This is a genomic window from Actinokineospora cianjurensis (assembly GCF_003663795.1).
Taxonomy (GTDB): Bacteria; Actinomycetota; Actinomycetes; order Mycobacteriales; family Pseudonocardiaceae; genus Actinokineospora; species Actinokineospora terrae.
In genome coordinates, this window is sequence record NZ_RCDD01000002.1 from 836,491 (window position 1) to 861,566 (window position 25,076).

The window sequence follows — 25,076 nt, forward strand, 5'->3', positions numbered from 1 at the left end:
GCGACGCCCTTGCGCGGTGCGGCTATCTCGTGGACGCTCAACGCACCGATCACACCCGAGGATTTCCCCGGCGCGCCGCCGCGCGGGCGCCACCGGGCTCGTGATCAGGCGCACACGACCGGGACGGGCGCGCGGAGAGAGCGGTGACGCCGTGGTGCAGGCTGGCACGGGCCCCTCAGACGGCCCGAACAAGACCACGCCCGAACTACCACCGTCGAACGACGCCGCGCCCGGTTCGCCGCACAACGGCGCCGCGCCCGGCAATCCGGCACTCGACGTCGCAACGCCGATCAGCGCGACACCCGTCGACGCATCACGTGGCGACGGCGCGCCTCGCGGTCCGGTGTCCGGCAACGGTGCCGCCAGGTCCATCCCGCCTGCGCCGGGAGCGAAGGCGGCCGCCGTGGTGACCGCGGCGCACCGGGACAACCTGTTCCGGGGGTTGGTCGACCGCGCCGCCGCGGCGGAGGTGTCGCAGGAGCGGATGCGGCACCTGTTGGACGCGGTGCTGTCGGTGGCCAGCGACCTGTCGCTGCCGGACGTGCTGCGGCGGATCGTGACCGCGGGGTGCGAGTTGGCGGGGGCCAGGTACGGCGCGCTCGGGGTGTTGGGGCAGGACGGTCACCTGGTGGAGTTCACCCACACCGGGATGACCGGGCGGACCGAGGCGGAGATCGGGACGCTGCCGGTCGGCAAGGGGGTGCTCGGGCTGGTGATCAAGCACCCGGAGCCGCTGCGCGTCGCCGACCTGGCGCAGCACCCGGACGCGGCCGGGTTCCCGGCGAACCACCCGCCGATGACCTCGTTCCTCGGGGTGCCGATCCGGGTGCGCGGCGAGGTGTTCGGCAACCTGTACCTCACCGAGAAGGTCGACGGCCTGGCGTTCACCCAGGAGGACGAGGACGTGGTCGTGGCGCTGGCCGCGGCGGCCGGGATGGCGGTGGAGAACGCCCGCCACTTCGACCGCAGCCACCGCCGCGAGCGCTGGCTGCAGGCCACCACCGAGGTCACCGCGGTGCTGCGGACCAGCCTGTGCGAGTCGGCCGGGATGGACCTGCTCGCCGAGCGGGCCAGGGAGACCGCGGGCGCGGTGCTGGCCTTCGTCGCGGTGCCAGCCGGGCCGGAGCACCTGCGGATGAGCGCGGTGGACGGGGTGCTCGCCGACGAGCTGACCGGCGAGTGCGTGTCCACATTGGACAGCATCACCGGCGACGTCTACGTGACCGGGCGGGCCAGGGTGCTCACCGAGGTCGCCAAGGCGACGCTGACCCGCTCACCGTCGACCTTCCAGCAGCTCCCGGACGGGATCAGCGAGCTGGGCCCGGCGGTGTTCGTGCCGCTGAGCGCCGGGGCGCGGCCGTGCGGGGTGCTGATGATCGCGCGCGATCACGGCGGCGCCCGGTTCGACGACGACGACCTGCGGATGGTCACCGACTACGCCACGCACGCCGCGCTGGCCATCGACTTCGCCGACGCCCAGCAGGACCGCCAGCGGCTGGCGCTCTACGAGGAGCGCGACCGCATCGCCCGCGACCTGCACGACCTGGTGATCCAGCGGCTGTTCGCGATCGGCCTCGGGTTGCAGGGCCTCAAGCGGGCGCCCGCCACACCGGACGCGCCGGAGCGGCTGACCGGGTTCGTCGCCGAGATCGACCAGACCATCCGGGAGATCCGGCGCAGCATCTTCTCGCTGCAGCAGCCGACCGGCGGTCCCTACAGCCTGCGCGGCGAGGTGCTGCGGGCGATCTCCGAGGCGACCGTGACGCTGGGCTTCGAGCCGACCGTGCGGCTGGAGGGCCCGCTGGACTCGGTGGTGCCCGCGGACGTCGCGCTGGATTTGATGGCAACGTTGCGCGAGGCGCTGTCCAATGTCGTCCGGCACGCGGGCGCGGGCAGCGTCGCGCTCACGGTATCCGTCGACCGGCACGCCAGGCGGCTGCGGCTGCTGGTGCAGGACGACGGGGGCGGGTTGCCCGAGGACATCGCCCACCGCGGCGGGTTGGCCAACATGGTGCAACGCGCGCGCCGGTGGGACGGGGATTGCGTGATCGACTCGCCGGGGGTGGGCGGGACCAGGGTCGACTGGGACGTGCCGCTGGCCAGGCACGCCGAGAGCCAGGAGGGGCGTGGATGAGCATTTCCGTGTTCGTGCTCGACGACCACGAGGTGGTCCGGCGGGGACTGCGGCAACTGCTCGAGGTCGAGCCGGACATCGAGGTGGTCGGCGAGGCGGCGACCGCGGCGCAGGCGCTGGCCAGGATCCCGGCCGTGCGGCCGAGGGTGGCCATCCTCGACGTGCGGCTGCCCGACGGCGAGGGGGTGTCGGTCTGCCGCGAGGTCCGCTCGGTGGTCGACCCGCCGCCCGCCTGCCTGATGCTCACCTCGTTCTCCGACGACGAGGCCCTCTTCGGCGCGATCATGGCGGGCGCCGCGGGCTACATGCTCAAACAGGTCAGCGGCGACGACCTCGTCTCCGCCGTCCGCACCCTCGCCTACGGCGGCTCCCTGCTCGACGCGGGCGTCACCGCAACGGTGCTCGACCGCCTGCGCGCGGGCCGGGTCGAGGACCCCCGCTACGCAACGTTGAGCCCGCAGGAGCGCAAGATCCTCGACCTGATCGCCGAGGGCATGACCAACCGCCAGATCGCCGGAGCGCTGTACCTGGCCGAGAAGACCGTCAAGAACTACGTCTCCACCCTCCTGCACAAACTCGGCTTCGACCGCCGCACCGAAGCCGCCGTCTACGCCACCCGCCTCCAACGAGGCATCACCTCCGACCGCCAGCCCTAGCTCCCAAGATCACCAAAACCCCCACTTCGGTCGACTCCCCGCCTCGGCATGGTGCTTGCGGGCCGGTCGTGGCTATGACCAGGCGATCTTTGCTTTCTGAGTCCGCCATATTCACCCGGTTCAGGGACAGAAGTTATCCACATGTGGATCTTCGGCGCCCTTTGTGAAGATCATTTGTCGGTGGGCGCCGGTAGGCTGGGACCTGGGACGCCCCCCGGAGAGGGTGGGGGCTGGGGCCGGACTGGCGTGCGCGCGCGAGGCGGGATCTTGGGGCCGTGCTCTCGGACGCCGCGGGGGCCACGCTCGCTCTCGGACCCGTGGGGCTGCTTCCCAGTCCACGCGGGGCCAACTCCCGGACCAGTGGGGGACGCTCACAGCCCCTGTGAGGGCCGCGCTCTCACGACCCGTGCGCCACGCCCCGCCTGCCGGGGTCGTCGACCAGCGTCAGACTCCGTGTGCCGCGCGAACCCGCCACAATCCGGACCGGTGGGGGGCCGACCGGGTCCGGGCCACCGGGGCGTGAGTGGTCGGGTTTGGCTCGGTCCCGGTGCGGGGCGGGCGGCGGCTGGGGTCCACTGTGGTCGATCGGGTGCTGCTGGGGTGTGCCCGTCCGGGGCGGCGTGTCTTGGGGGGTGCGGCGGGGGTCGGGGGTAACGTCGACGGGGTTGATCGCTATACCGCAGGCAGGAGACGGGGACGCGGCCGGGGGTGTCCACCGAACACCGGAAGGGGCCGCCCCGTGCCGAACACGCTCGTGCCGCTGCCCGCGCCGACGCCGGGGGGACGCGTTCCCGAGGTGTGCCTGGTGGCCGGGGACGCGGCGGCCGCGGTGCGGTTGGCGCCGGTCGCGGCGGCGATGCGGGCCCGCAAGCTGGTCCGACCCGTGGTGCTGGCGTGCGGTGACGGCGCGCGGGCGGCGACGGAAGTGCTGTCCGGGTTCGGGTTGGCGACCGACGTGCTGGTCGAGTTGGTCCGGGACGGGCAGTGCACGCCCCGGGTCGCGGCGCAGCTGCTGACCGGGCTCGACCACGCGTTCGCGGACCGCCCGCCCGCCGCGGTGGTGGTGCAGGGCGATTCGGCGACCGCGTTCAGCGCCGCGATGGCCGCGTTCTGGAGACAGGTCCCGGTGGTGCACTTGGACGCCGGGGTGCGGTCGTTCGACCTAACAGCGCCGTTCCCGCAAGAGGGGCACCGTCGGCTGATCGCCCAAGTGGCGTCGTTGCACCTGACTGCGACGCCGGACGCTGCCGTCAATCTCGCGCAGGAGTGCCACGGCGGTCCTAAGGTCGTGACGGTCGGAAGCACCGCGGTGGACGCGGGGTTCGACGCGTTGGACCGGTACGTGCGGCACCTCGACGCACGCGTGCAGGCGGTGGAGAACGCGGTGGTGGCCGGAGAGGTGCGGCTGGCGCTGGTGGTGCTCGACGCCGCGCGGTGGCCGGACGAGTCGGCCGCGGCGGTGCTGCACGGGATCGCGGACCTGGTGCTGGCGTGCCCGGACCTGGAGGTCGTGCTGCCGATCGCGCGCGGTCCCCTGCGCCACCTCGCCTACGACATGCTCGGCCGCCTGGTCCGGGTGACGATCACCGACCCGCTCCCCCAGCCGGAACTGGTCTGCCTGCTCTCGGTCGCCGCCGTCGTCGTCACCGACACCTCGACCCCGGCCGAGCAGTCCCCCAGCTTCGGCGTCCCCGTCCTGCTCCTCGGCGGCGAACCCGGCGCCTGGACCGAACCCGCCGCCCCCGGCCACCCGTGGACCGCGGGCGGCGACCGCGCCGTCATCGCCCGCATCACCGAGAAACTCGTCCTCACCCACGTGGAGCGCCTCGCCGCCTCCCCCACCGACAACCCCTTCGGCGACGGCTTCGCCGCCATCCGCGCCGAACAGGCCATCCACTGGCTCCTGGGCCTGCGCGACCGCCCCACCGACTTCGCCCCGCGCTAGCCCTTGCCCCGGCGCGCCCCTCGCTCTAGCTTCCTGTTCCCGCGAACGGCCGGGCGGGACTCGACGCGGGCGGCAGGAATGCCGGGTCCTTCGCGGAAGGGGCTGACGGTGGGGCGTGGGTGGTTGGTGGCGTTCGGGTTCGCCACGGCGGCGGTGTTCGTGGGGTGGTACGGGCCGTTGCAGGTTCTGCTGGCCAGGCAGGCGGAGGGGGTTGGCGGGGCTGGGAAGGAGGGGGTGTTGGCGTTGGTGGCCGCGGTCGGGGCGGTGGGGTCGATGGTGGCCAACCCGGTGTGGGGGGCGTTGTCGGACCGGTCCGGCCGGAGGTTGCCGTGGGTGCTCGGCGGCGCGGTGGCGGGGGCGGGTGGGTTGGTGCTGCTGGGAACGGCGACGACCACGGTGGGGGTGGTCGCGGGGTGGGTGGGGGTCCAGGTGGCGTTGAACGCGCCGTTCGCGGCGTTGAGCGCGGTGATCCCGGACCAGGTGCCGGAGAACCGGCGGGGGACGGTCGGCGGGTGGTTCGGGTTGGCGCAGACGGTCGGGATCATGGCGGGCACGGGGCTGGCGCTGGTCGGCGGGACAGTCCTCAGTGGATATCTCACGTGTGCGGCCGCGGTTGCCATCGGGGTGGTCCCGTTCATGATCCTCGCCAAGGAGGAGGTCCCCAGTAGACAGTCCACAAAGGCCGAGAAGACACCGGACTTCCGGTGGGCGTGGGTGACGCGGTTCCTCATCAACCTCGGCAACGCGATCGCCCTGCTCTACCTCCTCCACTACCTCAAGGACGAGGTCCGGGTCGCCGACCCCGACGGGGGCGTCTTCCTGCTGACCGCGGTCTACGCCGTCGCCCTGCTCAGCACCGTCGTCGCGGGCGGGGCGCTGTCCGACCGGGTCGGCAGGCGGCGGGTGTTCGTCTGCGCGGCCGGGCTGATCATGGCCGCGGCCGCCGTGCTGCTGGCCGCGTGGTCGACCTGGACCGGGGCGATCACCGCCGCCGTCGTGCTCGGGGTCGGGTTCGGCGCCTACACCTCGGTCGACTTCGCGTTGGTCACCGAGGTGTTGCCGACCGCGGCCGACCGGGGGAAGGATCTCGGGGTGATCAACGTTGCGAACACGCTGCCGCAGGTGCTCGCGCCGGTGGTCGCCGCACCGCTCGTTGCGCTAGGCGGGTATCCGGTGCTCTACATGGTGGCCGCCGTGGTTGGCGTTGCGGGCTCGGTGCTGGTGTTCCGGATCAAGACTGTCCGCTGAGGAGGACGCATGCCGTTCCCAGGGTTGCCCGCCGACTTCCTGTGGGGGGTCGCGTCGGCGGCCTACCAGGTCGAGGGCGCTGTCGACGAGGAAGGGCGGGCGCCGTCGGTGTGGGACACGTTCTGCGCCGAACCGGGGAAGATCCGCGACGGTGACACCGGTGCGATCGCCACCGACCACTACCACCGCTATCGCGAGGACATCGCACTGTTGCGCGACCTCGGCGTCGGCGCCTACCGGTTCTCGGTGTCCTGGTCCAGGGTGCTGCCCGAGGGCAGGCCGAACCCGCGCGGCCTGGACTTCTACGACCGCCTGGTCGACGAGCTCGTCCAAGCGGGGATCGCCCCCGCCGTCACCCTCTTCCACTGGGACACCCCGCAGACCGTCGAGGACGCGGGCGGCTGGCTCAACCGCGACACCACCGAGCGGTTCGCCGAGTACGCCGCCGTGGTCGCCGACCGCCTCAAGGACCGCGTCAGGCTGTGGATGCCGCTCAACGAGCCGGTGGTCGTCACCATGTTCGGGTACGCGCTCGGCCACCACGCCCCCGGCAGGTCCCTCGGCTTCGGCGCGCTCCCCGTCGTGCACCACCTGCTGCTCGGCCACGGCCGCGCGGTCCAGGCACTGCGGGCGGCGGGCGCCACGGGCATCGGCATCGCCAACAACCACGGCCCGGTCTGGCCCGCGTCCACCGCGGAGCAGGACACGACCGCCGCCCAGACCTACGACACGCTGGTGAACCACCTGTTCGCCGACCCGGTCCTGCGCGGCGCCTACCCCGCCCCCGAACTCGCCGCCGCCATGCCGGGCCCGGTTGTCGAGGACCTCAAGGTCATCTCCGAGCCGCTCGACTTCTACGGCATCAACTACTACCAGCCCACCCTGGTCGGTGAGTCCACATCGGACACCGTCGAGGTCGAGGGCGCGATGCTCCCGCCGGGACTGCCGTTCGCGCCCCGCCCGATCACCGGCTACCCCGTCACCGACTTCGGCTGGCCCGTGGTGCCCGATGGCCTGCGCGAGACCATCGCCACCTTCGTCGCCCGCTACGGCGACGCGCTCCCCCCGATCTACATCACCGAGAGCGGCTGCTCCTACCACGACCCCGACCCGGTCGACGGCCGCGTGCCCGACCCCCAGCGCATCGCCTACCACGACGAGCACCTGCGGTCACTGGCGCAGGCCCGGGCGGCGGGCGCGGACGTGCGCGGGTACTTCGCGTGGTCGGCGACGGACAACTTCGAGTGGGCAGCGGGCTACCGGGAACGCTTCGGCCTCATCCACGTCGACTACGCCACCCAGCGCCGCACCCCGAAGGACTCCTACCACTGGTACAAGCAGGTGGTCAGCTGACCTGGGCGCAGCTCACCCGCGCACCAGCAGCGCGCAACCCGTCACCTCGGCCAGCAGCGCACGTCAACTCAGCCGAACTGCGCCCAGCAACACCAGCTCTAGCCGACCTGGGCCGCGTTGACACGAGCGCGGGCCGTCAACACCCAGTCGAACCGGGACCGCCCAGTGTCGGCTCTAGACCTGGGCCGCGTTGACACGAGCGCGGGCCGTCAACACCCAGTCGAACCGGGACCGCCCAGTGTCGGCTCTAGACCTGGGCCGCGTTGACACGAGCGCGGGCCGTCAACACCCAGTCGAACCGGGACCGCCCAGTGTCGGCTCTAGACCTGGGCCGCGTTGACACGAGCGCGGGCCGTCAACACCCAGTCGGACCGGGACCGCCCGGTATCGGCTCTAGACCTGGGCCGGTACCAGGGCGGGCATCCGCACCACCTGGGCGGCGTAGGTCAGTCCGGCGCCGAAGCCGACCAGCAGGGCCAGGCCACCCGGGGCGACCTGGCCCTCGGCGACCAGGCGCTCCATGGCCATCGGGATGGAGGCGGCCGAGGTGTTGCCGGAGTCGACGACGTCCCTGGCGATGACCGCGTTGGGGGCGTCGAGCTTGCGGGCGATGGCCTCGATGATGCGCAGGTTGGCCTGGTGCGGCACGATCGCGGCCAGGTCGGCCGGGGTGATGCCCGCGCGTTCGCAGGCGAGCCTGGCGACCGGGTGGATCTCGGTGGTGGCCCAGCGGAACACCGCCTGGCCCTGCATCCGCATCCGGCCGCCGCGCGGGATCTCGATCAGTTCGGCGTTGGCCTCGGCGCCGTCGCTGCCCCACACGATCGGGCCGATGCCCGGTTCGTCGGCGGCGGCGACCACGGCGGCCCCCGCGCCGTCGGCGAAGATGATCGAGGTGCCCAGGTCGGTCGGGTCGACCCAGGTGGACATGGTCTCGGTGCCGACCACCAGCACCCGGCTGGCGGACCCGGCCCGCACGGCGTCGGCGGCCACGGCGAGCGCGTAGCAGAAGCCCGAGCAGGCGGCGTTGAGGTCGAAGGCGGCCGCGGTGGCCGAGCCGAGCGCCTTGGCGACGGTGGCCGCGCGCACCGGCACGGGGCTCTCCACACTGCACGTCGCGACGATCACGAGGTCGACCTCGCCGGCGTGCATACCCGCCTGGGTCAGCGCTCTCGTCCCCGCGGTGACGGCCATGGTCTCCAGGCCCTCGCCCCTGACCACGCGCCGGGACACGATGCCGGTCCGCTCCCGGATCCACTCGCCGGTGCGGCCGAACCGGGCGGCGATCTCCGCGCTGCCCACGGCGGTGCTCGGCCGGTACGACCCGAGCCCGACCAGCCGGGCACCGACCGCTCCCTGGCGCTGGCGCAAACCGATGACTGTCACCGGCACACTGTGGTCAACTACCACCGGGTAGCGCTTGGCCTGTGATGGATTTCTCACCAAAGGTGTTATGTGCCAGCGACTTCCGACCCGCCCGAACCGCCCGGTAGCACTCACCGGTAGCCAACACCGGCAACCGTGTCGCGTGTGGACACCGGCCACCGCCATTCGGGTGACCCCGCCACAACACCGCTCACACACCGCCGCAGTGCCCACCCAACCACCACGACAACGACTCGACCACCAACACCGACGCCCAGCAGGCGATAGCCGAAGCCGCCGCCCCAGAACAACTCCCCCACGGCCTGGCAGGCACCACAAACCCATCCCCGCGTCAGTGCCTTGGAGAACCGTGGTACCAGCCCATCCCGCCGCCACGACACAGGCGGACCCGAATCCCGGGCCAGACCGCAGGCGACGTCGATCCAGCCGCAAGCCGATCGACAAGGCTCACGGGCGCGGCACCCCACCACGCGCCAGTGCCTCGGCGTTCCGCGACACCAGCCCGTCTCGTTGCCACGACACGGGCAGATCCACACTCACATCCCCAAGTCAGACCGCCCACAGCCGATGCCGCCAAGGCCCAGCCGCGGGCCGGTCGCTCACAGCCTGGCCCGCACCACACACCCACCACTCGTCAGCACCTCAGCCACCCGCGACACCGGCCTCACCGCTGCGACACAGACAGCCACCCGACTTCCCCGAACCAGACCGCGACTGACATCGGCACGATCCAGCCGCGAGCCTGCTCACCGGCGACACACCCACGGACAGGCAGGCACCCCGTACCCACCACACGTCAGTACCTTGGCGAACTGTGAGTCCAATCCAACTCACCGCCACGGCACAAGCCACCACCCCATCTCGCCACCCTGGCACAGGCGACCACCCACGCCGGAGCACCCACGGCCGACGACGACACAATCCACCCGTGAACCGGTCGACAAGGCTCACGGGTGGAATGCCCACGGGCTGGTGGGCACCACGCAGCCGTCGCGGGTCAGGGCCTTGGCGAAGCGCGGGTCGGTGCCCAGGGCGGCCAGGTCGGTGCAGACCGGGACCGACAGCGGGGTGGCGCAGGCGCCCCGGCGGGCGTTGAGCCTGGCCGCGGCGGCGAGCAGTGACGACTCGACGCGGCGGCCGGTGCGGTGTTCGACCCGGCGGACCAGGGCGGTGGTGATCGCGCGGGTGAGCACCACCCCGGCGAACACGGCCACCACGGTCATCAGCGTCGGCGGTACGCCCGCGTGTGCCTGCACCACCGGGTCGCTGCCGTGCGGTGGCCACGGGCCGAGCGCGGAGCCCCAGTCGGTGGCGTGCGCGTGCACCAGGCCCGGCCGCACGCCTGCCAGCGCGTCGGCGTCGAGTGCCCACGCCTCGGCGCGGCCGGGTGGCCAGTCGTGGGTGAACACGTCGGCGTCGGCCACCAGGTGCCCGATCGCGGCGCGGCCTGCCGGGGTGGTGGCGTCGGCGACCACGACCCGCTTGCCGCGGTTCAGCGCGTGCTCGCGCGCCGGGACGCCGCCGACCAGGGGGACGCCGCCGGGTGGGTGCTCGGCGGGCGGCTCGACGCGCACGACCGTCGCGCCGAGGAAGCCGAGCAGGTGCCCGGCCATGGCGCCGTGGTCGCGGCGGCAGCACTCGACCACGCGCAGCCCGGACAGCGGCAGCGGTCCCGGCACCTTCCTGAGGTCGGTGGCCGGGCCGCCGAGCGGGTGCGCGGCGTAGGGGGCGAGGTCGTCGATCGGGCGGTGCGCGACCCGGACCAGGCCCATCCCGGTGCTGCGCGCGCAGTGCTCGGCGCGGTCGATGGCGGTCCTGGCGGCGAGCAGGGTGAGTTCGGCGGGCAGCGGGCAGGTGGCCGTGTGCTCGCGGCGGTGGAACACGGGCCACCCGGCGGCGACCGCGTCCCCGCCCGCGCCCATGGCGTCCCAGAACCGCCGCCACACCGCCGCGTCGACCGCGGCCACCTCGTAGCCGATGCCCTCGACCGACACCAGCGGCGCGCCGCCAGGTCCGGGGATGTCCTCCGGGGTGTCGGCGGTCGCCGAGGCGAGGTACTGCGACACCGCCAGCAGCGCGGCCTGCGCCGCCGACGTGCTCACCTCCCGGACCTCGATCCCGCGCACCCTGGCCAACCCGACCGCGGCGGCACCGGTCTCGCCCAACTCGGTGGCCAGCAGGCAGGTGTAGTTGAGGTCCAACCGCCGCGGCTCACCGAAGCGCCGACCGTTGACGTGCATCAGCCCGCACGCGGCCTGCACGTCGATCTCCCCGGCCAGCGGCAGGTCGACCGGACCGGCCCAGGACGTGCCGTCGCACAAGGCGGAGGTCACCCTCGCCCTCACCTCACTCCTGCGCTGGGGAACCCCGGGAGACGGCCCCGAGATCGGCAACCACCTTCCCCAGCCACGCACCGGACCCGCGAGATGAGACCCGGTTCTCCACCTGAACGTGTGACATCCGAGTTGCATAGTCACCACCCGTGGTCGACCTGACAGGATGCGGCGCATGGACCTGGCTCTCGTCGGCCGGGCGGTGCTGATGTTCGCGGTCACCAACGTCGACGACATCGTGCTGCTGGCGCTGTTCTTCGGCCGGGGTGGTCGCCGGTCGGCGGTGGTCGTGGGCCAGTACCTGGGCTTCGCCGCGATCCTGGCGGCCTCGGTCGCGGCCGGGCTCGGCGCCGGTCTGCTGCCGGACCACCTGATCCCGCTGCTCGGACTGCTCCCGCTCGGCCTGGGACTGCGGGCGGCGTGGTCGGCCTGGAAGAACAACGACGACGAGCCTTCCGTGCGGACGTCGCCGGGGGCGCTCGCCGTCGCAGGGGTGACACTGGCCAACGGCGGGGACAACGTGGGGGTCTACGCGCCCGTGTTCGCCGCGAGCGGCCCGTCGGACACAGTGGCCTACGCCGCCGTGTTCCTGGTCTTGGTGGCCGCGTGGTGCGCCGCAGGACTGTTCGTCGCCAGTAGGCCGGTCGTGGCACGCACCCTGACCCGATGGGGCCACGTGCTGCTGCCCGTGGTCCTCATCGGAATCGGCGTGCTCATCCTCCTCGGCATCTAGCCCTCAGTACTGGTAAAAGCCTCGGCCGCTCTTCTTGCCGAGCAGGCCCGCGTCGACCATGCGCAGGAGCAGGGGCGGGGCGGAGTAGAGCTGTTCCTTGAACTCGGCGTACAGGGAGTCGGCGATGGCCTTGGTGGTGTCGAGGCCGATGAGGTCGGTCAGCCGGAGCGGGCCCATGGGGTGGGCGCAGCCCAGGACCATGCCGTTGTCGATGTCCTCGGCGGAGGCGAAGCCGGATTCCATCATCCGGATGGCGGAGAGCAGGTACGGGATGAGCAGGGCGTTGACCACGAACCCGGCCCGGTCCTGCGACAGCACGACCTGCTTGCCCAGCGCGTCCTCGACGAAGGTCTTGGCGCGGTCGCGGGTGTCGTCGGCGGTCAGCAGGGACGGCACGAGTTCGACCAGCTTGAGCACCGGGACCGGGTTGAAGAAGTGCACCCCGATGACCGCGTGCGGCCTGGCCGTCGCCATGCCCAGCTTCATGATCGGGATGGACGAGGTGTTGGACGCCAGGATGGCGTCGGGGTCCTCGACGACCTTGTCGAGGGTGGTGAAGACCTCGGTCTTGACCTGCTCGTTCTCGGCGACGGCCTCGATGGTCACCTGGCGGTCGGCGAACTCGCCGAGGTCGGTGGTGAACCGGAGCCTGCCCAGCGCGGCGTCGCGCTCGTCCTCGGCCAGCTTGCCGTTGCGCACCCCGCGCGCCAGCGACGCCTCGACCCGCTTGCGGCCCGACTCCAGGGCGCCCGCGCTGACCTCGGCCACCACGACGTCCAGGCCCGCCCGCGCGCACACCTCGGCGATGCCCGAGCCCATCAGACCCGCCCCGACGACCCCGACCCGGCTGATCCCGCTCACCGCGACCTCATCTCCACTCGACACGCCATCTCCACTCGACACACCGGCACCCAGTACCGCCAAACCCGGCCAGCATCACACATTGCGCCGGTACTGCCCACCGACCTCGAAGAACGCCTCGGTGATCTGACCCAGCGTGCAGACCCTGGCCGCGGCCATCAGCACGTCGAAGACGTTCTCGTCGGACGCGGCGACCTCGCGCAACCGCACCAGCGCCGCGGTGGCCTCGTCGCGGTGGCGCTGCTGGAAGTCGCGGGTGCGGTCGACCTGGGCGCGCTTCTCGTCCTCGGTGGCGCGGGCCAGTTCGATCTCCACGACCTCGTCCTCCTCGCCCTTGGCTGGCAAGAAGGTGTTGACGCCGACCAGCGGGAGGGTGCCGTCGTGCTTGCGGTGCTCGTAGAGCATCGACTCGTCCTGGATGCGGCCGCGCTGGTAGCCGGTCTCCATGGCGCCCAGGACGCCGCCGCGATCGGAGATGCGGTCGAACTCGGTGAGCACGGCCTCCTCGACCAGGTCGGTCAGCTCGTCGATGACGAAGGAACCCTGCAGCGGGTTCTCGTTCATCGACAGGCCCCACTCCTTGTTGATGATGAGCTGGATCGCCATCGCGCGGCGCACCGATGACTCGGTCGGCGTGGTGATCGCCTCGTCGAAGGCGTTGGTGTGCAACGAGTTCGCGTTGTCGTAGAGCGCGCACAGGGCTTGCAGCGTGGTGCGGATGTCGTTGAAGTTCATCTCCTGGGCGTGCAGCGAGCGCCCGGAGGTCTGCACGTGGTACTTGAGCTTCTGCGAGCGCTCCGCGGCGCCGTAGCGCTCCCGCATGGCCACCGCCCAGATCCGGCGGGCGACCCGGCCGATCACCGAGTACTCGGCGTCCATGCCGTTGGAGAAGAAGAACGACAGGTTCGGCGCGAAGTCGTTGATGTCCATGCCGCGCGCGAGGTACGACTCGACGTAGGTGAACCCGTTGGCCAGGGTGAAGGCCAGTTGGCTGATGGGGTTCGCCCCGGCCTCGGCGATGTGGTAGCCGGAGATGGACACCGAGTAGAAGTTGCGGACCTTGTTGCGGATGAACCACTCCTGGATGTCGGCCATCATCCGCAGGCTGAACTCGGTGGAGAAGATGCAGGTGTTCTGGCCCTGGTCCTCCTTGAGGATGTCGGCCTGCACCGTGCCGCGCACGTTGGCCAGCGCCCACGCGGTCAGCTCGACCCGCTCGGCGTCGTCGGGCTGCCTCCCGTTGTCCGCCAGGAACTTGGCGACCCGCTGGTCGATGGCGGTGTTGAGGAAGTACGCCAGGATCGTCGGCGCCGGGCCGTTGATCGTCATCGATACCGAGGTGGTGGGCGCGGTCAGGTCGAAGCCGTCGTAGAGGACCTTCATGTCCTCCAGCGAGGCGATGGACACCCCGGAGGTGCCGATCTTGCCGTAGACGTCCGGCGGGGTGTCGGGGTCGCGGCCGTAGAGGGTCACCGAGTCGAACGCCGTCGACAGCCGGGTGGCCGGGTTGCCCTCCGACAGCAGCTTGAACCGGCGGTTGGTGCGGAACGCGTCGCCCTCACCGGCGAACATGCGGGCCGGGTCCTCGCCCTCGCGCTTGAACGGGAACACGCCCGCGGCGAACGGGAACCGGCCGGGCAGGTTCTCCCGGCGCAGGAACCGGATCAGCGAGGCGTCGTCGTCGAACCGGGGCAGCGCGACCCGGGGGACCTTGTTGCCGGACAGGGTCTCGCGCCACAGCTGGGTGCGCAGCTCCTTGTCGCGGACCTTGACCACGAGCTCCTCGGCCCGGTACTGCTCCACAGTGGACGGCCAGTCGGCGAGCAGGTCCTCGGTCTCGCGCTCGACCTTGCGGGCGGCGTCGGCGGCGAGCTTCTCCACGTCCTCTGTGGACGCACCCGCCTCGGTGAGGGCCTTGCGCGTGAACGAGAGCGCGGAGTGGGCGCGCACGGCGTCGACCTGCTGGTCGGTCTTGCGGTGGTACCCGCGGACGGCCTCGGCGATGTCGGACAGGTAGCGGGCGCGCTGCGGCGGCACGACCGTCGCGGCCGAAGTGGACACCTTGCCCTCGACCAGCGGGAGCGCGCCCTCGGCGAACGCGACGCCCTTGTCCGCCAACAGCTTGCGCAGCTCCTGGTAGAGCGCGGTGACGCCGTCGTCGTTGAAGGTGGCGGCGCTGGTGCCGTAGACCGGCATGTCCTCCCAGGACTTGCCGAACGCCTCCCGGTTGCGCACCAGCTGGCGGGCGACGTCGCGGCGGGCGTCCTCGGCGCCGCGGCGCTCGAACTTGTTGATGGCGACCACGTCGGCGAAGTCGAGCATGTCGATCTTCTCCAGCTGCGAGGCGGCGCCGAACTCCGGCGTCATCACGTACAGCGAGACGTCGACGTAGGGCACGATCGCGGCGTCGCCCTGGCCGATGCCGGGGGTCTCGACGATGACCAGGTCGTTGCCAGCGGCCTTGGCGGCGGCGATCGCGCCTGCCAGGCCCTCGGGGACCTCGGAGCCCGCGCCGCGGGTGGCCAGGGAGCGGAAGAAGACCCGGTCGCCCTCCAGCGAGTTCATCCGGATCCGGTCGCCGAGCAGGGCGCCACCACCGCGGCGGCGGGTCGGGTCGACGGCGATGACCGCGACGCGCAGCTTGTCCTGCTGGTCGAGCCGCAGGCGGCGGACGATCTCGTCGGTCAGCGACGACTTGCCGGAGCCGCCGGTGCCGGTGATGCCCAGCACGGGCACGGCCCGGTCGGTGGGGTCGAGCGCGGCGCGGACGTCGTCGGGCAGGGTGCCCGCCTCGATCCGGGAGATCGTCCTGGCCAGGGCGGCGTGGTCACCGGCGAGCAGCGCGTCGCGGGTCACGTCACCCGGTGGGGTGAAGTCGCACGCCTCGATCATCGAGTTGATCATCCTGGCCAGGCCGAGCCGCTGGCCGTCCTCCGGGGAGAAGATCCGGGCCACCCCGCGCGAGTGCAGCAGCTTGATCTCCTCGGGCACGATGACGCCGCCACCGCCGCCGAACACCTTGACGTGGCCCGCGCCGTTCTCGCCGAGCAACTCCACCAGGTAGCTGAAGTACTCGACGTGCCCGCCCTGGTAGGCGCTGATGGCCACGCCCTGGGCGTCCTCCTGGATGGCGGCGGTGACCACCTCGCGGACCGAGCGGTTGTGCCCGAGGTGGATCACCTCGGCGCCCTGGGACTGCAGGATCCGGCGCATGATGTTGATCGCCGCGTCGTGGCCGTCGAACAGGCTGGCCGCGGTGACGAACCGGACCGGGTTGGCCGGTCGGTACAGCTCGGCGGACATGGGTCCTCCAGGAGGGGTGCGACGTACCCATTTAGTTTGACGTCCTACTTTCGGACGGGCAAGTACCGTGTGGCTGAACTAACGGCCGTAGGATGGCCGGGTGATACCCGAACCGGTCACCAGGATGCTGGCCGACGACCTGGCGTCCAGCGCGCTGGGCATCCGGCTGCTCGACGCCGGGCCCGGTCGCGCGGCGGCGACCATGCGGATCACCGAGACCATGGTCAACGGGCACGGCATCGGCCACGGCGGGTACGTGTTCCTGCTGGCCGACACCGCGTTCGCCTGCGCGTGCAACAGTCACGGCCCGGTCACCGTCGCCGCCGGGGCCGACATCACCTTCGTCGCCGCCGTCCACTTGGGTGACGACCTGGTCGCCACCGCCACCGAGCGGACCGTCTACGGCCGCAGCGGCATCTACGACGTCACCGTCACCAGGGCCGACGAGGTCGTCGCCGAGTTCCGCGGCAGGAGCAGGACCCTGCGATGACTGTCGAGCACTGGCTCGCCGAGGCCATCGACCTGGCCACCACCAACGTCACCCGCGGCGGCGGCCCCTTCGGCGCCCTCGTCATCCGCGGCACCGAGGTCATCGCCCGCGGCGTCAACCGCGTCACCGCCGACCTCGACCCCACGGCCCACGCCGAAGTGGTGGCCATCCGCACCGCCTGCCAAACCCTCGGCGACTTCCGCCTGCACGGCTGCACCCTGGTCTCCTCCTGCGAACCCTGCCCCCTGTGCCTGTCAGCGTCCCTGTGGTCCCGCCTGGACCGGGTGGTCTTCGCCGCCGACCGCGACGACGCCGCCAAAGCAGGCTTCGCCGACAGCGAGTTCTACGACGTCCTCGCCCGCCCCCGCGACACGTGGCCGCTGAAGGTCGACCAACTCCGCCCAGGCACCGAGTCAACCCCCTTCACCGCCTGGACCACCCGCCTCGACCGCACCGACTACTGACCACCACACACCTCGTCCGACCGCCGACGACAACGTTGGCCCAACCCACCCCTCCCAGGCGTTACCCCCAACCCGCCCTCTCAGTCGTCGGCCCCCACCCGGCCCTCCCAGACGTTGGCCCCCACGCACCCTTCTCGGGCGTTGGCCTGCATCCGGCCCACACAGGCATTGGTCCCAACCGCCCCACACAGGCATTAGCCCTCAACGTGCCCTACACAGGCGTTGGTCCTCAATGTGCCCTTCGCAGGCGTTGGCCCCAACACGCCCCTGTACAACGTTGGCCGAACCGCGCTCCTCGGATCCGCTGGTGCCAGGCCGGCTCGATGGGGCGGACTTGTTTTGCGTGGGGGGACGACACCCGTAGCGTCGCTCACCGTGGCAGGGCCTGCTCTTGGGCCCCTGCTTTGTGGTTCTGCCCGGGTGTCGTAGGGGCCCCGCGCAAAACCAGTTCGCCCCATCGAGCTCTCCGCTTTCTCGCGCCCCCACGCAATGCCGAAGGCGAGCCGTCCACCGTTGACGGCGCAGCCGAGCACGAGAGCCGGACACCCCCCAGCTCAAGATCAAACCCGCCACAGCAGCCCCCGATATACAGCCTACCGGGAGGCGCCGACCAAACCGGACCGAGCAAGCAGCCACCCTGTGGACAACCACCCACCACTGTGGACAGCACCCCACCCGATCACATCCGCCGATGGCTAGTAGCGCGATGATCAGGCCCAGAACGCTGAGGCGGCGCGGTATTGCTACGCGCAGGAATCGTGAAGCACACCGTAGTCCCGGACACCGCCCCAGGCTCGATCCAAATGCGACCACCGTGCCGTTCGATGATGCGCTTGCATGTACTGAGCCCTATCCCGGTCCCCTGGTACCCGAGCCCGGAGTCCTCCCGGTGGAAAAGAGCGAAGACCTTCTCCCGGGCCTGTTCCGCGATACCGATCCCGTTGTCGGTGGTACGGATCGTGACCCAGCCGTCGGTGGATTCGGCGGTGATGTGGACTCGGGGGGCGACGTCGGGGGCTACGTACTTGACGGCGTTGCCGAGGAGGTTGGCCATCACCTGGCGCAGGAAGGTGGGTTGGGCGGGGACGGCGGGGAGGTGGTCGTGGGTGATGGTGATGTGGGCGCCGCGGGAGGTGCGGAGTTCGGTGGTGAGGTCGTCGACGAGGGTGTCGAGGTCGACGGCGTGCAGGCTGAGCGGTTCGTGGCACGCCTTGGCGTGGGCCAGCAGGTCGTCGATCATCGAGGTCATCCGGGTGGCGGAGCGGATGATGGCGGCGACGGCCTTGACCTCGCTCGGGGAGCGGTCGCCGAGTTCGGCGAAGACCTCGGCGTAGGCGGTGATGGCGGTCAGCGGGCTCTTCAGGTCGTGGGCGACCATCGCGGTGAACCGGTCGAGTTCGTCGTTGGCCGCCGCCAGTTCGCTGTTGGCCAGCGCGAGCCGCTCCCGGGCCGCCTCACGCTCGGTCACGTCCCGCAGGAAGGCGTGGAAGCGCTTCTCCCCCTGCCAGGTGAACGGCGCCAGGCTCAACTCCACCAGCAGTGCCGTCCCGTCCCGACGCCGCGCGGGCACCCGCACCAGCCTGGTATTGCCCAGCGCGGCACGGGCCAGCAGGCTCTCACCGTCGGCGCGCTGCGGGAACACCAACTCCTCCAGCCTGCGCCCGCCCGCCTCGATCGACGACCAGCCGAACATCGCCTCGGCCGCCGGGTTCCACCGGGTGACCACCCCATCGGGATCGGTGACCACGAACGCGTCCTGCGCCGTGTCGAGCACCGTCGTCAGCAGCCGCTCCCGGTCGGCCAGCTCGCGCCGCTGCGCCCGTTCCACGGTCACGTCGCTCATCGCCACGACCGCGCCCAGCGGGCTCCCGTCGGCCCGCCGCAGCGCCCGACCGGTGCACACGACCCGCGCGGGCGGGCGGCCGACGGGCGCGATCACCATCTCCTGCCCGGTGACCTCACCCTCGTGCAGCGCCCGGTAGAGCGGGATCTGCGGCACCGGCAGCGGGGTGACGCCGTCGCGGTCGTACAGGTTGTAGCGGCCCGCCCAGTCGGCGGCGTCGACCCCCGCGTCCGGGTCGATGCCGTGCCACTCGCGGGCGGCGCGGTTGAACATCGACAGCCGACCGAACTCGTCGCACACCACGATGGCCACGTCGATCGACTCGTGCACGGCGTCGGTGAGCTGCCCGCGCGCCTCCAGCTGCCTGGCGTAGTCCTCGGCCAGCGCCCGCGCCTGCTGTGCCTCCTCCGCCAGCGCGGCGGTGACCCTGGCCTGCCTGCGCCGCTCGAACAGCGACAGCACGACGGTGGCGAGGTCCTCCAGCGCGCTGATCTGCTCGTCGGTGAACGCCCGCGCCTCGCTGTCGAACGCGCACAGCGTGCCCAGCACGTGCCCGGCCGGGGTGATCAGCGGGACCGAGGCGTAGCCGCGCACCCTGGCCAGCTCCCCGGTGACCCACGGGTTCGCGGCGAAGCGCTCGTCGGTGCTGGCGTCGGCGACGTGCACGGGCACGCCGGTGGTGACCACCACCTCGCACATCGCGGCCGAGCGCGGCGAGTCGGCGCCCTCGAACCCGACCGTGGTGAGCTGGCACTGCCGGTTCTCGTCGAACAGGTTCAGCGTCGCGGTCGGCACCGTGGCCAGCATCGCGGCGACCCGGACCACCGCGGCCAACTCGTCGTCGGCGGGCGCGTCGAGCACCCCGTACTCGTGCAGCGCGGCGAGCCGCGCGGCCTCGTCCACCACGTGCGCCTCCCGAGCCGACCCGCCGAGACCCCCACACGTATCCCATCGACCACACCGGGCAGACCTGAAGCTTCCTCACCCGACAACCGGCCGTTCGGGTGACCACCGCTCACCCAGCGTCAGACCAGGGCCAGGAAAACCACTCCACCGACCAGCGGACCCACCAGCGCGCCCACCACGACCTGCGCCACGGTGTGGTCGCCCAGCACCACGCGCGACCAGCAGACCAGGACGACCGGCAGCACCAGCAGCAACGACCACGGTCCGTGCAGCAGCGCCACCATCGCCACCGCTCCCCCGGCGACCGCGGCGTGCAGCGAGATCTTCCAGCGCCGGGTGATCGCGACGCACACGGTGAGCGTCGCGAACATCGACAACGACAACGCCAACACCTCGCGCGGAGCATCGGCGACCACCAGGATCGCGATGCCCACCGCGGTGGACCCCAGGCCGACCGCGAGGGGGACGAACCGGTGCTCGCGGTCGCGGACGTGGTGGGTGTCCCACCGGCCCGCCCTGGCACCGCGGACGATGAAGACCATCGGCAGCACGCTGGAGAACAGCGCGACCTCCAGGCCCCACAGCAGCGTGCGCGCTATGTCGCCACCGGTGGCCGACCAGGCGACGACCAGCGGGAGCAGCAACACCACGACCGCGGGCGAGCACACCTCGCTGACCACCCTGGCCACCCGACTGCCCCGGACGACGACCTCGTTCACCCACACAGTCTTGTCCACCTCCCCACCCACCCGCCAAAGTTGTCCACCTCCCCACCCACCCGCCAAACGCCGACCACCACCCCACCGGCCGGGCACGACCAGGGCTGGCTGGCAGGACGCCGAGGACGCCGCGGCCCAGCGGTGGCCGCGCTGCTGGCCGCCGAGCCGTGGCCGACCGGCCTGCACGTGGCCCGCGACCCGCCAAGTGCCGACCACCCCGCAGCGTCGACCGCGGCGCCCAGTTCCGCGTGAGCGTCGGGCACGTGGTCACCGGCGATGGCACTCGCCGCCGCGGACCAGACCCGAGTTATCCCCAAGGCGACCACCTGTCCACAGGTCCGGTGCCAGGGATATTGACAAACCCGACGAAGCGCTACGTTCAGAGATGGGGCCCCGGGCCCCGGGAGGGTGGGCCCCCGGAGCGGAGTTGATCTTGGCCGGGGCGCGGCGGCTGGGGGTTGGTGCGGCGGCGGGGGTTGGTGCGGCGGCTGGGGTTGGTGCGGCGGGTGGGGGGTTGGTGCGGCGTTCTCGCTCGTCACGACGCAGCAGGCACGGTGACGACCGCGCCCGATCCGTTCGTCCGGTGTCGACCACGCCCGCACGGTGTCGGTTACCACCCTGCCCGCGGGTTGTCGCCCAATCGTGTTCCCGCGCGCGCGACCCATCCCCGGCGGTGGCTGGACCGAATGACCCGTGGTCGGGATCAGCTCGAAGTCGGAAGTTGGGAGTCGCGCGTGGCCACATCCCCAGTCGCCCCGGTGCTCGTCGAGGTCGCGGAGCGGGTGCTCGGTGGACCGCTGCCCCTGCGGGTGCGGGCCTGGGACGGCAGTGAGGCGGGGCCGGAGGGCGGGCCGGTGGCGGTCGTGCGGGACCGGCGGGCGCTGCGGCGGCTGCTGTGGGACCCGAACGAGCTCGGGCTCGCGCGCGCGTACGTCTCCGGTGAGCTGGACGTCGACGGTGATCTCGGCGAGGCGTTGTCCCTGTTCTGGGCGATGGCGCGCGGCGGCGGGATCCGGAAGGTCACGGTCAAGGACAAGCTGTCGCTGGTCGGTACCGGTGTGCGGCTCGGTCTGGTCGGTCCCCGCCCGCGCCCGCCCGCCGAGGAGGCCCGGCTCTCCGGCCGCAAGCACACCCGGCACCGCGACCGGGCGGCGATCGCGCACCACTACGACATGTCCAACGCCTTCTACGAGCGGGTGCTGGACCCCAACATGGCGTACTCCTGCGCGTACTGGACCTCGGACGCGCCCGACTACGGCGTCGAGGACGCGCAGCGGGACAAGCTGGAGCTGGTCTGCGTGAAGCTGGGCCTGCGGCCGGGCATGCGGATGCTCGACGTGGGCTGCGGGTGGGGGTCGCTGGCGATCCACGCGGCCAAGCACCACCGGGTGCACGTCACCGGGATCACGCTCTCGGAGCAGCAGCGGGACTTCGTGCTGGAGCGGATCGCGGCCGAGGGGCTCGGCGACCGGGTCGACGTGCGGTTGCAGGACTACCGCGAGCTGACCGACGAGCCGTTCGACGCGATCGGCACGCTGGAGATGGGCGAGCACGTCGGCGCCGAGAACTACCCGCGGTACGCCGAGACGCTGTTCCGGATGCTCAAGCCCGAGGGCCGGTTGCTGTTGCAGCAGATGTCGCGCGGGGCCGTGGCGCAGGGCGGTGGGTCGTTCATCGAGACCTACATCGCGCCGGACATGAACATGCGGCCGGTGGGGCAGACCGTGGACATGCTGGAGGACACGGGTCTGGAGGTCCGCGACGTCGAGGCGTTGCGGGAGCACTACGTGTGGACGTGCCGGGCGTGGGGCGAGACGATCGAGTCGCGGTGGGACGAACTGGTCGCGTTGGCCGGGGAGACGACCACGCGGGTCTGGCGGCTCTACATGGCGGGGAGCGCGTTGGCGTTCGAGGAGAACCGGATCGGGGTGCACCAGGTGCTGGCCGTTCGTCCGACCGCGGCGGGGGTCGCTGGGTTGCCCCGGACCCGCGCGGAGCTGCTCGCCTCGGAGTCGGTGTGATCCTGCTCGTCGCGCTCGGTGTGGTGGCCGCCGTTATCGGGGCCACGTTCGTCATCAGCGTCCGGCGCGGGCGCTGGGACCTGATCGATACGGTGTGGGGGCTGGGTTTCGCGGCCGTCGCCGTGGTCGCGTGCTTGGTGTCCACAGGGGACTTGGCGCTGCGGTTGACGGTGACGGCGATGGTCGTGCTGTGGGGCGTGCGGCTGGCCGTGCACATCCACCGGCGCAACCGGGGCCAGCCGGAGGACCGCAGGTACGTCGAGATCCTCGGCAACGCCCAGGGCGACCCCCGGCTGCACATGCTGCGCCGGGTGTTCCTGCCGCAGGCGGCGATCATGTGGTTCGTGTCGCTGCCGGTGCTGGCCGCCGAGCACGGCAGGGTCACCGCGGTGACTTACGCGGGCGTCGCGGTGTGGCTGGTGGGCCTGGTGTTCGAGACCGTGGGAGACTGGCAACTGGCCCGCTTCAAGGCCGACCCGTCGACCAAGGGGACCGTGCTCGACACCGGGCTCTGGCGCTACACCCGCCACCCCAACTACTTCGGCGACGCGTGCGTGTGGTGGGGCGTGTACCTCACCGCGTGCCACTCGTGGCTCGGCGCCGCCACCCTGGCGTCGCCGGTGCTCATGACGTACCTGCTGGCCAAGGGCACCGGCAAACCCCTGACCGAACGCCACCTGTCGACCAGCCGCCCCGGCTACGCCGACTACGTGGCGCGCACGAGCGGGTTCTTCCCGCTCCCCCCGAAGAGAGGAACCCGCGCATGAGGACGGGCGACACCGCACCGGACTTCACCCTCCCCGACGACACCGGCACCCCGCGCACGCTGAGCGAGTGGCTGGAGACGGGCCCGGTCGTCCTGTTCTTCTACCCGGCCGCGATGACCGGCGGCTGCACCGCGGAGTCCTGCCACTTCCGCGACCTGGCCGAGGAGTTCGCCGAGGTGGGCGCGCACCGGGTCGGCATCAGCCCGGACGACGTGGCCAAGCAGGCCCGCTTCTCGGAGATCAACTCCTTCGACTACCCCCTGCTCGCCGACACCGACGGCACCGTCGCCACCCAGTTCGGCGTCCGCCGCCGCTTCGGGCCGCTGCTCACCAAGCGCATGACCTTCGTCATCGACACCGACCGCACGGTGCTCGCCGCCATCAAGAGCGAACTCCGCATGGCCGTCCACGCCGACAAGGCCCTGGAAGTCCTCCGCGAACGCCTCGCCAAGACGGCCTAGCCGAGCAGCTCTCCCTGATCCCGCAACGCTTTCCGGAGCAGGGTCAGCGCACTACCGGACAACCTCGGCTCCAACCGGGCCACACCGTCCACAGTGAACGGGTGCAGCACGGCGGTCCCCTCGTCATTGACGAACCCGCCGTGCCCCACCAACGCGTCGAACTCCTCGCCGTCGAACACCGCGACGGTCAGCTGACTGGCGCCCAACTCCAGCGGCTCCATGATGAGCCCGTAGTGCCAGAGCGTGAGATCACCACTCTCGCGCAACGCGGTGAGCTCGCGGTATGGCGACGCCGACGTGTAGTCCACCGGGCCCGCGGCGATGCCGTCGTGCTCGGGATTGCCGAGGAACTCCTCGGAGAACTCCCGCATGATGTTGCGCCACAACGAGAAGTCGGCCCGCGGGTCGGACACCGGTTGGAACTCACCCGCGGGCATGACGTGGGCGAGACCGCCACCGTCGGCGACCTTGGCGCCATCGCGCTCGTGCAGCACGAACCCGTGGTTCCCGTCGCGGTCCCGGCGCAGGGTGAGGGTCGAGATGCCCGGCGACATCAGCCAGGTGCCCGGGTCGAACGGATCACCGACGGCGGTCCGGATCGGCAGATCATCCCAGGTCGGTAGCGCTCGCCCACCGCGCAGCCACTTCTCCTTGAACTCGTGCGCCACGGCCTGTTTGACGTCGAACACGGCGAAGAAGGTGGTGAGCCCGAAGTCGAGGGTGAGCCCGGCGGAGGTGTCGACGCCGGTCAGGCGGTAGCTGGGACGGTTCTCCATGAGCCGGGGCCGCACGATGTCCCGCACAGCGCGGCTGTAGCCGTCGTAGAGCGTTCCACGGTCGGTCAACGGGAGGACTTGGTCGACGGGACGAGCGGGCGGCAACGGTGTCTCGCGCCAGGTGAGGCGCACGTCGTCGAGTTCGACGGGGTGATCGAGAAGCCAACCGGGGCCTGCGAGCACGTGCCCGCCGGGGGCTCGGACCGACTCGGGGTAGAGCCAGGCGGCGAGTTCGCTGAGCTCCCGCCCTCGCACTCCCGGCGCCCGCCGAACAGTGAGCCACTCCTGTTGACTACGCCGAATGTCATCCGGCTGGCTCGAATTGGCCGCCTCGTCCAGGATGTCGGCCAGTTCGCGGCGCGAGACGGCGAGAAGGTGGCCCAGTTTCGGGCGCAGGTGCGGGGACGGCGAGTGGGTACCCGCCTCCCAGGTGATGACCGTGGTGCGGTCGACGCCGAGTTCTTCGGCGAGGCGTTCCTGGGTGTAGCCGGTGGCCTTGCGCAGGCGCGCCAACCGGGTTCGCTTGGCCATGGGCACTCCGTTCCGGATCTGGACGGGAGGCGACCGTAGCAGCGGCTGCGGCAACAGGTCGCGTCTCGACCGGGAGTACCACCCGTTGCGGTCAGGGCATCGGCGGGAGTGCTTGAAAGCCAACGGGTCGTGTCCCTTGTGGGGGC

At 71.6% G+C, this 25,076-nt stretch carries 19 protein-coding genes; 12 read left to right on the forward strand and 7 right to left on the reverse strand.

All coding sequences use genetic code 11. From position 1 onward, the window contains the following. Positions 1 to 154 precede the first annotated feature (154 nt). From CLV68_RS18305 to CLV68_RS18330, 5 genes are all read left to right on the forward strand, one after another. Positions 155 to 2,134, forward strand: a complete 1,980-nt coding sequence (locus CLV68_RS18305) for a GAF domain-containing sensor histidine kinase (protein ID WP_147460056.1) — start codon at positions 155 to 157, stop codon at positions 2,132 to 2,134. Further along, complete coding sequence (locus tag CLV68_RS18310; RefSeq protein WP_092780187.1) at positions 2,131 to 2,790, forward strand: response regulator; 660 nt, start codon at positions 2,131 to 2,133, stop codon at positions 2,788 to 2,790. The genes CLV68_RS18305 and CLV68_RS18310 overlap by 4 nt, the downstream gene beginning before the upstream one ends. 739 nt (positions 2,791 to 3,529) lie before the next feature. Next, a complete protein-coding gene (locus CLV68_RS18320) occupies positions 3,530 to 4,735 on the forward strand; it encodes a UDP-N-acetylglucosamine 2-epimerase (protein WP_170224434.1) in 1,206 nt (401 codons plus the stop codon). 108 nt (positions 4,736 to 4,843) lie between these two features. After that, a complete protein-coding gene (locus tag CLV68_RS18325; RefSeq protein ID WP_246009951.1) occupies positions 4,844 to 5,983 on the forward strand; it encodes an MFS transporter in 1,140 nt (379 codons plus the stop codon). A 9-nt stretch (positions 5,984 to 5,992) separates the two neighbouring features. Next, a complete protein-coding gene (locus CLV68_RS18330; RefSeq protein ID WP_121392049.1) occupies positions 5,993 to 7,336 on the forward strand; it encodes a GH1 family beta-glucosidase in 1,344 nt (447 codons plus the stop codon). Positions 7,337 to 7,729: 393 nt separating this feature from the next. Here CLV68_RS18330 and CLV68_RS18335 read toward each other — a convergent pair whose 3' ends face one another. Together CLV68_RS18335 and CLV68_RS18340 are read right to left on the reverse strand one after the other, a co-directional pair. Beyond that, on the reverse strand, positions 7,730 to 8,722 hold the full coding sequence (locus CLV68_RS18335; protein ID WP_425454862.1) for a beta-ketoacyl-ACP synthase 3: 993 nt from the start codon (positions 8,720 to 8,722) through the stop codon (positions 7,730 to 7,732). Between the two features lie 947 nt (positions 8,723 to 9,669). Further along, positions 9,670 to 11,055: a CoA transferase gene (locus CLV68_RS18340; protein WP_121392051.1), complete on the reverse strand. Its 1,386-nt coding sequence runs from the start codon at positions 11,053 to 11,055 to the stop codon at positions 9,670 to 9,672. Positions 11,056 to 11,230: 175 nt separating this feature from the next. Here CLV68_RS18340 and CLV68_RS18345 point away from each other — a divergent pair, with 175 nt between their 5' ends. After that, the gene (locus tag CLV68_RS18345; protein WP_121392052.1) at positions 11,231 to 11,788 is read left to right on the forward strand and encodes a cadmium resistance transporter; all 558 of its coding nucleotides are present in this window, start codon (positions 11,231 to 11,233) and stop codon (positions 11,786 to 11,788) included. Between the two features lie 3 nt (positions 11,789 to 11,791). Here the strand turns inward: CLV68_RS18345 and CLV68_RS18350 are convergent, their stop codons facing one another. Then, a complete protein-coding gene (locus tag CLV68_RS18350) occupies positions 11,792 to 12,649 on the reverse strand; it encodes a 3-hydroxybutyryl-CoA dehydrogenase (RefSeq protein WP_121392053.1) in 858 nt (285 codons plus the stop codon). A 75-nt stretch (positions 12,650 to 12,724) separates the two neighbouring features. Beyond that, entirely contained in the window at positions 12,725 to 15,952 is a 3,228-nt protein-coding gene (gene icmF / locus CLV68_RS18355) for a fused isobutyryl-CoA mutase/GTPase IcmF (RefSeq protein WP_121392054.1), read from the reverse strand. Between the two features lie 124 nt (positions 15,953 to 16,076). On the opposite strand from icmF, the gene paaI reads away from it, so the two are divergent. Beyond that, complete coding sequence (paaI, locus tag CLV68_RS18360; protein ID WP_121392383.1) at positions 16,077 to 16,442, forward strand: hydroxyphenylacetyl-CoA thioesterase PaaI; 366 nt, start codon at positions 16,077 to 16,079, stop codon at positions 16,440 to 16,442. Further along, positions 16,439 to 16,906, forward strand: a complete 468-nt coding sequence (locus CLV68_RS18365; protein WP_121392055.1) for a nucleoside deaminase — start codon at positions 16,439 to 16,441, stop codon at positions 16,904 to 16,906. Before paaI ends, CLV68_RS18365 begins: the two co-directional genes overlap by 4 nt. 679 nt (positions 16,907 to 17,585) lie before the next feature. Here the strand turns inward: CLV68_RS18365 and CLV68_RS18370 are convergent. Together CLV68_RS18370 and CLV68_RS18375 are read right to left on the reverse strand one after the other, a co-directional pair. Beyond that, the gene (locus CLV68_RS18370) at positions 17,586 to 19,652 is read right to left on the reverse strand and encodes an ATP-binding protein (protein WP_211346618.1); all 2,067 of its coding nucleotides are present in this window, start codon (positions 19,650 to 19,652) and stop codon (positions 17,586 to 17,588) included. Positions 19,653 to 19,774: 122 nt separating this feature from the next. Then, complete coding sequence (locus CLV68_RS18375; RefSeq protein ID WP_246009952.1) at positions 19,775 to 20,392, reverse strand: hypothetical protein; 618 nt, start codon at positions 20,390 to 20,392, stop codon at positions 19,775 to 19,777. Between the two features lie 21 nt (positions 20,393 to 20,413). On the opposite strand from CLV68_RS18375, the gene CLV68_RS33410 reads away from it, so the two are divergent. From CLV68_RS33410 to CLV68_RS18390, 4 genes are all read left to right on the forward strand, one after another. Beyond that, positions 20,414 to 20,626: a hypothetical protein gene (locus CLV68_RS33410; RefSeq protein ID WP_147460058.1), complete on the forward strand. Its 213-nt coding sequence runs from the start codon at positions 20,414 to 20,416 to the stop codon at positions 20,624 to 20,626. A 482-nt stretch (positions 20,627 to 21,108) separates the two neighbouring features. Next, positions 21,109 to 22,395, forward strand: a complete 1,287-nt coding sequence (locus CLV68_RS18380; protein ID WP_246009953.1) for an SAM-dependent methyltransferase — start codon at positions 21,109 to 21,111, stop codon at positions 22,393 to 22,395. Next, positions 22,392 to 23,162, forward strand: coding sequence for a DUF1295 domain-containing protein (locus CLV68_RS18385; protein WP_121392058.1), 771 nt, complete (start codon positions 22,392 to 22,394; stop codon positions 23,160 to 23,162). The genes CLV68_RS18380 and CLV68_RS18385 overlap by 4 nt, the downstream gene beginning before the upstream one ends. Continuing rightward, complete coding sequence (locus CLV68_RS18390; RefSeq protein WP_121392059.1) at positions 23,159 to 23,623, forward strand: peroxiredoxin; 465 nt, start codon at positions 23,159 to 23,161, stop codon at positions 23,621 to 23,623. The genes CLV68_RS18385 and CLV68_RS18390 overlap by 4 nt, the downstream gene beginning before the upstream one ends. Here CLV68_RS18390 and CLV68_RS18395 read toward each other — a convergent pair. Continuing rightward, positions 23,620 to 24,930 carry a helix-turn-helix transcriptional regulator gene (locus tag CLV68_RS18395; RefSeq protein WP_121392060.1) on the reverse strand — a complete coding sequence of 437 codons (1,311 nt, stop codon included), beginning with the start codon at positions 24,928 to 24,930 and terminating at the stop codon, positions 23,620 to 23,622. The genes CLV68_RS18390 and CLV68_RS18395 overlap by 4 nt on opposite strands. Positions 24,931 to 25,076 lie beyond the last annotated feature (146 nt).

Coding starts and splice junctions, on each gene's coding strand:
- CLV68_RS18365 (WP_121392055.1), top strand. CDS start 16,439: ATGACTGTCGAGCACTGGCTCGCCGAGGCCATCGACCTGGCCACCACC.
- CLV68_RS18395 (WP_121392060.1), bottom strand. CDS start 24,930: ATGGCCAAGCGAACCCGGTTGGCGCGCCTGCGCAAGGCCACCGGCTAC.
- CLV68_RS18310 (WP_092780187.1), top strand. CDS start 2,131: ATGAGCATTTCCGTGTTCGTGCTCGACGACCACGAGGTGGTCCGGCGG.
- CLV68_RS18330 (WP_121392049.1), top strand. CDS start 5,993: ATGCCGTTCCCAGGGTTGCCCGCCGACTTCCTGTGGGGGGTCGCGTCG.
- icmF (WP_121392054.1), bottom strand. CDS start 15,952: ATGTCCGCCGAGCTGTACCGACCGGCCAACCCGGTCCGGTTCGTCACC.
- CLV68_RS18345 (WP_121392052.1), top strand. CDS start 11,231: ATGGACCTGGCTCTCGTCGGCCGGGCGGTGCTGATGTTCGCGGTCACC.
- paaI (WP_121392383.1), top strand. CDS start 16,077: ATGCTGGCCGACGACCTGGCGTCCAGCGCGCTGGGCATCCGGCTGCTC.
- CLV68_RS18390 (WP_121392059.1), top strand. CDS start 23,159: ATGAGGACGGGCGACACCGCACCGGACTTCACCCTCCCCGACGACACC.